We start from the raw sequence: 11,932 nt of genomic DNA on the forward strand, positions 1-11,932 counted from the left end.
ATTAACCTCACTTTATTTTGCATCATACCAAGTTGCACCATAACTTGAGTCTACTTTTAATGGAACATCTAATTGCAATGCATTTTCCATTATCTCTTCTACAAATTCACTAAATGAATCTACTTCTGACTTAGGTACTTCAAAAATTAATTCATCGTGCACTTGTAATAATAGTTTAGCTTGATATGTTGTCTCTTTCATTTTTTGCGCAAATTTAACCATTGCCAGTTTAATGATATCTGCAGCACTGCCTTGTATTGGCGTATTCATAGCAGTACGTTCAGCAAAGCCGCGTAAATTAAAGTTACGACTCGTAATATCAGGAATATAGCGTCGACGATGTAGCAATGTTTCCACGTAACCTAAAGCTTTGGCATCTTTTACAATATCAGACATATATTGTTTTACACCTGGGAAACTAGCTAAATAATCATCAATGAATGCTTTTGCTTTTTTACGAGTAATACCTAAACTTTGACTTAAACCATAATCACTTATCCCATAAACAATTCCAAAGTTAACCGCTTTTGCTTGACGACGCATTAAACTATCGACTTGATCAGCTTCTACACCAAATACTTTCATAGCAGTTGCTGTATGAATATCATCGCCGTTGATAAATGCTTCTTTCATACTCTCATCTTGTGTAATGTGTGCTAATACACGCAATTCAATTTGAGAATAATCTGCTGATAATATAACGCTATCTTTTGAAGTTGGTTTAAAGGCTTTTCTTATTTTACGCCCTTCTTCAAGTCTAACCGGAATATTTTGTAAATTAGGATCTACACTTGATAAACGTCCAGTTTGCGCTAAAGTTTGGTTAAAACGTGTATGGATACGTTGATCATCACTAATTACCTTTTGCAATCCTTCAACATAAGTAGACTGTAACTTAGATAATTGACGATATTCTAAAATATAATCAATGATAGGATGTTCACCTTGCAATTGCTCTAAGACATCTACAGCAGTAGAATATCCTGTTTTCGTCTTTTTAATAACAGGTAATTGTAATGTCTCAAACAATACAACACCTAATTGCTTAGGAGAATTTATATTAAAATCTTCACCAGCTGCATCATGTATATTTCGAATTAAGACATCTAATTTTTCTTGAATTTCTTTTTCCATTTCTTCTAAATCATGAACATCTGTATATATACCAATTTCTTCCATTTCACTTAAAATCTTAGCTAGCGGTAGCTCTAAATCAGCTAAGAGTTCTACCTGATTGTATTCTTCTAATTGTTTATCCATATTTGGTTTCACAAAGTAAATTGCATCAGTAATAGAAGCAACATATGGATTTAAAACATCATCTTCAGGCACCTTAAATTTCTTACCTTTTCCATATATACTCACATCGTCTTTCACAAAACTTTGACCGTACAATGAAACAACTGATTGAACATCACTAATCGTACGAGATGGATCAATTATATAACTGGCCAACATAATATCGAATGAAATATTTTGAATATCAATTCCCAATCTATGTGATGCTACATATGTTTTTTTAGCATCATATACGACTTTTTTCGTATTCGGATTTTCTAACCATGAAACTAGTTCGGCATAATTATTTATGTCATCCGCATTAATTACAATATGTTTCTCACCTGTAAATAAAGAGAATTTTAAAATATTATTTCGCAAATAGTTACCACCCTCTAATTCGAAATGGATGGCCGCTTCTTTCAATGAAGTAAAATCAACATTATCAAAAGACGTTTCAATTTCAAATGTCTTTTCTATTGCATCTTCAACGCTTGCTGATTGATCAATGTCAGCCAACAATTGTTTGAATTCTAACTTCTTAAACAATTCGATTTTTTCTTGTTGTTCATCTTGATGAGTCATTAACGTATCTTCAAGTTTTACTTCAATCGGACTATCTACATTAATCGTTGCTAATTCTTTACTCATTAATGCATCTTCTTTGCTATTTTGAAGTTTTTCTTTTAACTTTTTACCTGAAATTTCATCTAAATGTTCATAGACACCTTCTACTGAGTCAAATTGGTTCAGCAATTTTATTGCTGTTTTCTCTCCAACACCTGCAACACCTGGTATATTATCAGAAGTATCTCCCATTAATCCTTTCATATCAATAATTTGATTAGGTGTTAACCCGTTGTATTTTTCCGCAATAAAGTCAGGTGTATAATGATCAACATCAGTAACACCTTTTTTAGTGTAATAAATGGTTACATTATCCGTTGCAAGTTGTGTTAAATCTCGGTCTCCCGTAATAATAATTGTCTGAAAGCCCGCTTTATCTGCTTCTTTACTTAAAGTTCCGATAATATCATCTGCCTCATAGTTATCTAATTCATAACGTTTAATATGATAAGCATCTAATAATTGGCGTATATAAGGAAATTGCTCACTTAGTTCAGGTGGCGTTTTCTGGCGTCCGCCTTTATATTCACTATATTTTTCATGTCTGAAAGTCGTTTTACCTGCATCAAACGCTACTAAAAAATGATTTGGCTTTTCTTCTTTTAAAATCTTCTCTAGTAACATTGCAAAACCATATACTGCATTGGTATGAATGCCTGCTTTGTTTGATAACAAAGGTAATGCATAAAAAGCTCTAAAACTTAAGCTATTACCATCGATTAATACTAATTTATTCACAATTTTAACCTCCAGAACTAATTTATATATATTTTAGCATATTCGACTGTGATGTCGTAATTAAAGAAACTATCTCATAGAGTATTTATACACGACCTAATTTCAAATAAAACAAGTGACTATATAGACTAAGCTAAAAAATAAAAAGACATAATCATGATTGTTCTTGATGAGCACTCCATAAAGTCAGGTTAAAAGTCCAACTTTTGAGATGCACATTATCATTTCATGATTATGTCTACTTTTTAATATTTTTATGCTGCTATTTTAAATTTTTATAGGTAAGAATAAGTTATGAATCGTCAGAACCAAATGGAATATATTTAACTTTGGTCATTTTCGGTAATTCTTCATAATTATTAAACCACTCTTGGTAATTTTTATTGATTGGTGACGGATGATGCATATAATGTTCAAACGGCAATGATTCCACTGTATAAACCTCTTGTCGTGGATGATCTTTAATTTGTTGTTTTAATAACTGAACTCTTTTTTCATGTTCATAATGAACATAAATAAATGCACTAAGATATATCATAGCTAAAACTAGTGATGCACCTTTAATAAAATTAACATTGATTGACTTATATTTCCGAAATTCTTTTAATAAAATAATTAAAATGATTACATGTATCGTATAAACAATCAAAAAATTACCTGGTTCAATTGGAGTAACAATGACTAGTGTCGACGCCGAAACACATATTGCAATAAGTAAGGAATATAAAGTAATTTGTGTTTTACGATCATTAATAGACAAATAAATACCTACAAATATCGAAAACGCAAAGTAACCACATACAATTACGTTCGCAAAACCAACCAATCCAATATCTGTATTTTTATTTAATAAAAACTGATTGTAAAATAGTAAATAATAAAGCGGTAAAGTGATAAATCCTATCATAATGATACGACGCTTTAATATTGTTAAATGTACATACCGATCACTTCTAAGCAGTAGATAAATAATAAGCGCTGCAATCATACTTAAAATTATAACCTGACTGAAAATGACACCATATGGAAGTGACGTTGATATCATTTCTGCAAATTTTGAAAAGATACCTTGATTATTAGAAACTTGTTGATATTCTGATCCTTCAAATAAAATTTTGCGATAATTTGGATTGGAAAACATAATGATTGTACCTATAGTAGCAATCATAAATGAAAACAATAATTTATAATTAAGTGTTCGATTTGCAGTAAATTCATACAGAAAAGCTAAAATTAAAATGATACAGTGGAATAATGTCACATTCTCCATAAATAATTGACCGAAGAAGCATAAAACATAGAATAATACTGTAACACTTACCGGCTGCTTTTCTTTATATATAATTGCATTAATACAATAATAAATGATAAAGAGTGAAATTAGTGTTGATGTCGCATAATTGTAAAATCCTGCAAACCAGCCAAATGTATCTGCATAAATAGCACTTGGTAAAATTAACATTAAAGAAAATGCTAACAAATAATAGCTTGTCCACGCTTTACAACGTGTAATGTGCATAATCATCCAAATGATCCCCATACTAATGAGACCATATGAAAGCCAACGTAACCAGCTTACATGTACAGCTATAATTTCAAAGATATTTCCGATATAGCGACCATTAAGTGATGCAAATCCTACTTTTAAAATATCAGTATTATAATTGCTAAACCATTGTAAATCATCGTGCATGAGTGGTAGTAAGATACCCATAAAAGTATAAAACAATAATATCGCAATTAATATCAAAGTTGTCTTGTGTAATTGAATTGTTTTCACTTTGCTAATCCTCAAATCTAGTTAAATTTTCCTCAACTTGTAGGTCGAAAAATTAATTCAATATTTATAATGTATTTCTAATTTTCACCTATGCATGTTTCCTCAATCAAATTAGATAAACAAGGTATTTAATATTACTTTCAACAATTTATCTAAATCGCTCCTCGTCTTTTTCTATGACGAATGATTACACTTGTGTATTCAAGTGTTTAAATTAAGATTTATTTCCGTTCAAATAAAACTTATTACTTTTTAATTAAGCATCTATTTTAAGTGCGTTACTAAAATTTCTTTATTATAATAAATATATTATAAAATTGCTTGATTCACAACAATCTATTACTTATAACTTACAAAACGACATATGCAAATGACAAAATTGACAACCGAGTTTATTCCACTTCATTAACTCTAATTTAATACCAATAGAGATTTGAACGAAATAAAAAAGCAGCAACAACTTCGTGAAAAATACACGCGCTGTTACCACTTTAATTTTTATTCTTTATAATCTTTTAGAATAACTTTGAACGTTGAGCCTTTGCCAACTTGACTATTCACTTCAATATTGCCTTGGTGGGCCTCTACTATATGCTTTGTAATTGATAATCCAAGACCTGTCCCACCAGAATCTCTACTTCGTGCTTTATCTACTCTATAAAATCTTTCAAAAATACGTTGTTGGTCTTCTAATTTAATACCTATACCAAAATCTTGTACTTCGAAAATGACACGAAAGTCATCTCGATACACACGAACGTTAATATCTCCATCTTCATAAGAATAGTTAATTGCATTCGTTAACAAATTCGTGATAACTTGAGCAATTTTACTTTCTTGTGCTTTAACAATGACATCTTTTTCAATATCAGTATGAATGGAAATATTTTTTTGATTGGCTTGAGTCATCATATTATCAATAATACGCCGCGTTAAATCTGATAAATTCATATAGTCTGTATCTAACTCGGTATGTTGCTCAATATGCGACAAATCTAACAGATCTGTTACTAAAGATTCTATTCGATTTGATTCTTTTAAAATTATGTTCAAAAACATGTCTAATGATTCCGCATCATTTTTTGCACCATCAATAAGCGTTTCAGCAAACCCTTTAATTGAAGTAATAGGTGTTTTTAATTCATGTGAAACATTTGCTACAAATTCACGTCTTAAATTTTCAAGTTGTTTCAGATTTGTAATGTCATGCATCACAACTAAAATCCCTTGCAAACTTTTTTGAGACCTAGTTAAAATTGGAACGCATGAAATGTCAAAGTACTTAGCATGGACTTGGTTTATTGCAACTTCCAATTGTTCATAGATAGGTTTTTCAACTTTAAAACTTTCTAAAATTAATTGCTCAATTTCAGTATTAACATAGCCGTGATAGCCTACTTGTTCAATATTATGCGAGATGTTGAACTGTTCGTAATACGCTTTATTTGCAACAACGATTTTTCCATTTCGATCTATCATTAAAATAGCACTTGGAATATTTTCAATCGTTGTTTTTAAACGGTTGGATTGAATTTTTTGCTCATTATTAAGCTTTTGAAGGCGTCGTGCTAAATCATTGGTAGACACAAAAAGCGCTTTAGTTTCTACAACATTACTTTCAGGTACACGTATGTGATAATAACCATTTGCCAACAATTGTGTTGCATAAGTAACTTCTTGAATAGGACGGATTAGTGTACGCTTAAAACTACGGCTTGCAAAATACAGACAGATAAGTACAACTAAACATGTCAATATAAGATATTTCCACAACGTCCAATGCATTTCTGTAATATCATTATTGTAACCTTTAATCCACACATGATAACCGTTAACCTTCTTATTAAAAATAAAAATGTCCTTTTTTTGAATATAGCTATCACTATTTTTGGTAGCTTTCAGTTTGCCACTACTAAACACCTTTTTATCATTTTTAGTTATCAATAAATCTATATTTTGCTGTTTTACAATTTCTTTAACTTTATCAATCTCATTATCTTCGACCAAATAAATATATGATCTTGCATCTGTTGCTAGAGCTTGTTCGTGTTTTTCTGATAAAACATATGTGATGGAAGCGTGAATAATAATGCCTAATGTAACAAAACTGATAATTAATATACTGCTTATCAATAACATTAAGCGGTGGTGAAACTTCATCATTGTTCTTTAGGTCTTTCCAATTTATAGCCTAAGCCACGCACAGTTTTAATAAGTTGTGGCTTCTTAGGATTATCTTCTAATTTATCTCTTAAATGACTGATATGTACATCAACAATTCTTGAGTCTCCTGCAAATTCATAATTCCATACCGTATTTAACATATGCTCTCTCGTAATGACTCTGCCTTGTCTTTCTATCAAATAAAGCAAGAGTTCAAATTCTTTCGGTGTTAGCTCCAATAACTCATTATGCTTATATACTTCAAAATAATCGGGTCTAATACGTATCGATCCGATGGTAATATCATCGTCAATCTCTTCTACTTCTTTTACAAATTGAGAACGTCTTAAAATGGCTTTCACACGGGCAACAACTTCTCTAGGTGAAAAAGGCTTAGTCATATAGTCATCGGCACCTAATTCTAAACCTAATACCCGATCAAATTCATCATTTTTCGCCGTTAACATTAATATAGGGACTAAATTTTTATTTGTTCTTACAGTCTTACATACGTCAATGCCATCTTTTTTAGGTAGCATAACATCTAAAATAATTAAATCTGGCTGTTCATTTTCTACCTTTTCTAAAGCCTCATCACCATCAAATGCGACAACAACTTCATAACCAGCTGTTTCTAAGTTATATTTAAGTAATGTTACGATTGAATGTTCGTCATCTACTACCAACACTTTTTGCGACATGGTATGCCTCCCTAACTTATAATTATATTTACATTATAACCGAACTATTTATAAAAATAACATCCTACACATTATCTTTACACATTTTTTACATTACTTTACACATAAATAAAATACTTCTTATATTTCCTTCTATAATTTGCATGTCTTACTCTGGGACAACGAAATAAATTTGTGAAAATATCATTTCTATCCCACTACCTATGCATGAGTTTTACTCATTTATTCCTAAGCTTATGTACACATTCGCTTTGGTTAATGTGTAAGAAACACTACATAATCAATCATTAGTGACTCTTTATTATTTCTGTCCTGTTGCCAACTTCAATTCATTTAAAAAGGCGAACCTAGCAATTAAAGTTGCTAGACTCACCTAAGTTTATTTTGCTTATTTTAAATTTTTAATCAATTCATCTGCAAATGCTGATGTAGAAACTTCTTCAGCACCATCCATTAAACGGGCAAAGTCATAAGTAACAACTTTTGAAGCAATTGTATCTTCAATTGAATCTGTAATCTTATCTGCCGCTTCTTGCCATCCTAAATGTTCTAACATTAATACAGAACTTAAAATTACTGAAGATGGATTCACTTTATTTAAACCTGCATATTTTGGAGCTGTACCATGTGTTGCTTCAAAAATAGCATGACCTGTTTCATAATTAATGTTTGCACCTGGCGCAATACCAATACCACCAACTTGTGCAGCTAAAGCATCTGAAATATAGTCACCATTCAAGTTCATAGTTGCTACAACATCATGCTCAGCTGGACGAGTTAAAATTTGTTGTAAGAAAATGTCAGCAATAGAATCTTTAATGATAATCTTGCCTTCTTTTTCAGCTTTTTCTTGTGCAGCATTAGCAGCATCTCTGCCTTCATTTTCAACAATTTCGTCATATTGTTGCCAAGTGAATACTTGATCACCAAATTCAGTTAATGCTAAATCGTAACCCCACTGCTTAAATGAGCCTTCTGTAAATTTCATAATATTACCTTTATGAACTAAAGTAACTGATTTACGGTTATTATCGATAGCATATTGAATAGCTGCTCTAACTAATCGCTCAGTACCTTCTTTAGAAACTGGTTTAATACCAATACCTGAAGTTTCTGGGAATCGAATGTTTGTCGCACCCATTTCGTTTTGTAAGAAGTCAATTACCTTTTTAACTTCTGTTGTACCTTCTTTAAATTCAATACCAGCATAAATGTCTTCAGTATTTTCACGGAAAATAACCATATCAACATCTTGTGGACGTTTAACAGGTGATGGTACTCCTTTAAACCAACGTACCGGTCTTAAACAAGTAAATAAATCTAATTCTTGGCGTAAAGCTACATTTAATGATCTAATACCACCACCAATTGGTGTTGTTAAAGGTCCTTTAACAGCAATTAAATATTCTTTAATTGTATCAAGTGTTTCTTGAGGTAACCATTCACCAGTTGTATCAAATGCTTTTTGGCCAGCTAGCACTTCTTTCCATTCAATGCGTTTTTCGCCATTATAGGCTTTCTCAACAGCAGCATCTATAACTCGGCTTGCTGCCTTCCAAATATCTGGTCCAATTCCATCACCGATAATAAATGGGATAATTGGTTCGTTAGGTACGTTTAATCCTTCAGTTCCTTGAGTAATTTTTTCTGCAGTCATAGTTATTTTACCTCCAAATTTTACATCTTCATTTTTAATTTGTATTGATTATTTTCTTTCTTCAAGCGGGATATACTTACGATTCGTTTCGCCAATATATTTCGCTCTAGGACGCATAATTCTATTATCTTTATATTGTTCTAAAATATGAGCAATCCATCCTGCAGAACGACTTACAGCAAAGATTGGCGTGAATAAGTCATGAGGTATTTCCATACAGTGATAAACACTCGCACTATAAAAATCAACATTAGGAATTAATCCTTTTTCTTCTGCCATACGTTTTTCCATTTTCACTGACATTTCAAATAATTCTTCACGACCAGCGTCTTTCGTAATTTGACGGCTCATTTCTCTTAAATATTTCGCTCTAGGATCACCATCTTTATATACACGATGACCGAAGCCCATTACTTTATCTTTATTAGCAAATTTTTCATCTAAGTAAGCATCAACATTTTCAATTGACCCAATCTCAGATAACATCGTCATAACTTGTTCGTTTGCACCACCATGTAATGGCCCTTTCAGAGAACCTACAGCTGCTACAATACCTGAGTACATATCTGACAATGATGATACCGCACAACGTGCTGTAAATGCAGATGCGTTCAACTCATGATCAGCGTGTAAAATAAGTGCTTTATTGAAGGCTTCTACTTCTATATCTGTTGGTAATTCCCCACGTAACATATATAGGAAGTTTGCCGCATAACTTAAGTCAGGATTAGGCTTAAGTGGTTCTTTATCTTGTCTTACTCGAGCAAACGCTGTAACTAATGATGCTACTTTAGCCTGTATACGCATTGCTCTTTCATAACGATTTTCATCTGATTCATTTTCAGCATCTGGATCGAAATGTGCAATATATGATAACGACGTACGTAATGCTGTCATTGGATGCACGTGATCTGTAACATACTCCTCAAAATGTGTATACACACGAGGATTTAATGTCATGTATTGATTTAATTTCCCTTTTAGATGAGCAAGCTCTTCTTCATTTGGCAATCTATAGTTCCATAATAGGAAAATAACTTCTTCAAATTGCGCATTTTCAGCTAGATCATCAATATCATAGCCGGCATAAGTCAATTGACTTTCAATAATTGAACTTATTTTAGTCTCCGCTGCGATAACCCCTTCTAAACCTCTTTGTAATTCTGCCATGATAAATTTCCCCTTTACTGTTTCTTTATGAAATGGCTTTCAACTAATATTATAGCTAAACGCATTTCGTTTGTGAAATATAAAAACTGGCATTATATGTGCAACAATTATTTTGTAAATCTATGTAAATGTCACAGAATAGCCACAAATAGCACCATTAAAGCTTTTTCAAGATGTGAATAATCCATGAATTTTACAATAGAATTAAATTTTCAATTGGTTATTATATATGATTATAAAAACCAAAGTATATTAACATGGAATTTTACACATTTTTACCGAAAATAATTGTATATATCTCAATATAAGTGCATAATAAACATATCTATATTTAAGGGAGATGTATTATGGCTGAAAAATTACAAAGGGAACTGAGCAATCGCCACATACAATTAATTGCAATTGGCGGTGCAATTGGTACAGGCTTATTCTTAGGTGCTGGTCAAACGATTGCATTAACCGGCCCTTCAATTCTATTAACATACATCATTATAGGATTTATGTTATTTATGTTTATGCGAGGTTTAGGAGAAATCATTATACAGAATACTGAATTTAAATCTTTCGCAGATGTAACCAATACATATATTGGGCCTTTTGCAGGATTTGTTACCGGATGGACATACTGGTTCTGTTGGATTATTACAGGTATGGCTGAAGTAACGGCTGTGGCAAAATATGTTAGCTTTTGGTTCCCAGAAATTCCAAACTGGATAAGTGCACTATTTTGTGTACTGTTATTAATGTCATTCAACCTACTTAGCGCAAGACTTTTCGGAGAATTAGAATTTTGGTTCTCTATCATTAAAATAGCGACAATTATTGGTTTAATAGTAGTTGGTTTCGTCATGATTCTATTTGCATTTAAAACTCAATTCGGGCATGCCAGTTTCACAAATCTATATGAACACGGCATATTCGCTAAAGGTGCTTCTGGATTCTTTATGTCTTTCCAAATGGCATTATTCTCATTTGTAGGAATTGAAATGATTGGTGTTACAGCTGGGGAAACAAAAGATCCAGTTAAAACAATTCCAAAAGCAATTAACAGTGTACCCATTAGAATTTTAATATTTTACGTTGGTGCGTTAGCGGTTATCATGTCTATTATCCCATGGCAGCAAGTTGATCCTGATAACAGTCCATTCGTAAAATTATTCGCATTGATCGGAATTCCGTTTGCTGCGGGCTTGATTAATTTTGTAGTATTAACCGCTGCTGCTTCATCATGTAACAGTGGTATATTCTCAAATAGCCGTATGCTTTTTGGTTTATCAAGTCAACAACAAGCACCTCCGAACTTTACTAAAACGAATAAATATGGCGTTCCACATGTTGCAATCTTTGCTTCATCAGCATTATTACTTGTGGCAGCATTACTAAACTATATTTTCCCAGATGCGACAAAAGTATTTACGTATGTGACTACCATCTCTACAGTGTTATTTTTAGTTGTATGGGGTCTGATTATCATTGCATATATCAATTATAGTCGTAAAAACCCAGATCTACATAAAAATGCTACGTACAAACTATTAGGTGGTAAATATATGGGCTACTTAATATTTGTATTCTTCATTTTTGTGTTCGGGTTATTATTTATTAATGTTGATACAAGACGTGCAATTTATTTTATTCCTATTTGGTTTATACTATTAGGATTTATGTACTTAAGATATAAACGTATCGCTGCTAAATCAAATAAATAACAACAAGTTTTACCCCTGTTGAATATATTAAAGTTCAACAGGGGTTTTTATATGCAACTTATAATATTAAATTGCGTACTTGGCTCAATGCTTTTACTTTCTCATCTAT

At 31.8% G+C, this 11,932-nt stretch carries 7 protein-coding genes; 1 reads left to right on the plus strand and 6 read right to left on the minus strand.

Translation table 11 applies throughout. The annotated features are described in order from the left end of the window. Positions 1 to 12 precede the first annotated feature (12 nt). The 6 genes from polA to ACXQH5_RS08710 form a co-directional block, all read right to left on the minus strand. Entirely contained in the window at positions 13 to 2,643 is a 2,631-nt protein-coding gene (polA, locus tag ACXQH5_RS08685) for a DNA polymerase I (protein ID WP_001038293.1), read from the minus strand. Positions 2,644 to 2,935: 292 nt separating this feature from the next. Beyond that, a complete protein-coding gene (locus ACXQH5_RS08690) occupies positions 2,936 to 4,423 on the minus strand; it encodes a hypothetical protein (RefSeq protein WP_000849430.1) in 1,488 nt (495 codons plus the stop codon). A gap of 498 nt (positions 4,424 to 4,921) precedes the next feature. Then, positions 4,922 to 6,583: a two-component system histidine kinase PnpS gene (pnpS, locus tag ACXQH5_RS08695; RefSeq protein ID WP_078065174.1), complete on the minus strand. Its 1,662-nt coding sequence runs from the start codon at positions 6,581 to 6,583 to the stop codon at positions 4,922 to 4,924. Next, a complete protein-coding gene (locus tag ACXQH5_RS08700; RefSeq protein WP_000080026.1) occupies positions 6,583 to 7,287 on the minus strand; it encodes a response regulator transcription factor in 705 nt (234 codons plus the stop codon). The genes pnpS and ACXQH5_RS08700 overlap by 1 nt, the downstream gene beginning before the upstream one ends. Before the next feature lie 388 nt (positions 7,288 to 7,675). Next, the gene (gene icd, locus ACXQH5_RS08705; protein WP_000123175.1) at positions 7,676 to 8,944 is read right to left on the minus strand and encodes an NADP-dependent isocitrate dehydrogenase; all 1,269 of its coding nucleotides are present in this window, start codon (positions 8,942 to 8,944) and stop codon (positions 7,676 to 7,678) included. 48 nt (positions 8,945 to 8,992) lie between these two features. After that, positions 8,993 to 10,114, minus strand: a complete 1,122-nt coding sequence (locus tag ACXQH5_RS08710; protein ID WP_000829167.1) for a citrate synthase — start codon at positions 10,112 to 10,114, stop codon at positions 8,993 to 8,995. Positions 10,115 to 10,461: 347 nt separating this feature from the next. Between ACXQH5_RS08710 and ACXQH5_RS08715 the strand changes: the two genes are divergently transcribed. Then, entirely contained in the window at positions 10,462 to 11,823 is a 1,362-nt protein-coding gene (locus ACXQH5_RS08715; protein WP_000818529.1) for an amino acid permease, read from the plus strand. Positions 11,824 to 11,932: the final 109 nt, after the last annotated feature.

The organism is Staphylococcus sp. SA22 (genome assembly GCF_054165785.1).

What these genes read in the sequence shown, in the direction of transcription:
- icd (WP_000123175.1), bottom strand. Translation starts at nt 8,944, where the DNA reads ATGACTGCAGAAAAAATTACTCAAGGAACTGAAGGATTAAACGTACCT.
- ACXQH5_RS08715 (WP_000818529.1), top strand. Translation starts at nt 10,462, where the DNA reads ATGGCTGAAAAATTACAAAGGGAACTGAGCAATCGCCACATACAATTA.
- ACXQH5_RS08710 (WP_000829167.1), bottom strand. Translation starts at nt 10,114, where the DNA reads ATGGCAGAATTACAAAGAGGTTTAGAAGGGGTTATCGCAGCGGAGACT.
- pnpS (WP_078065174.1), bottom strand. Translation starts at nt 6,583, where the DNA reads ATGAAGTTTCACCACCGCTTAATGTTATTGATAAGCAGTATATTAATT.
- ACXQH5_RS08700 (WP_000080026.1), bottom strand. Translation starts at nt 7,287, where the DNA reads ATGTCGCAAAAAGTGTTGGTAGTAGATGACGAACATTCAATCGTAACA.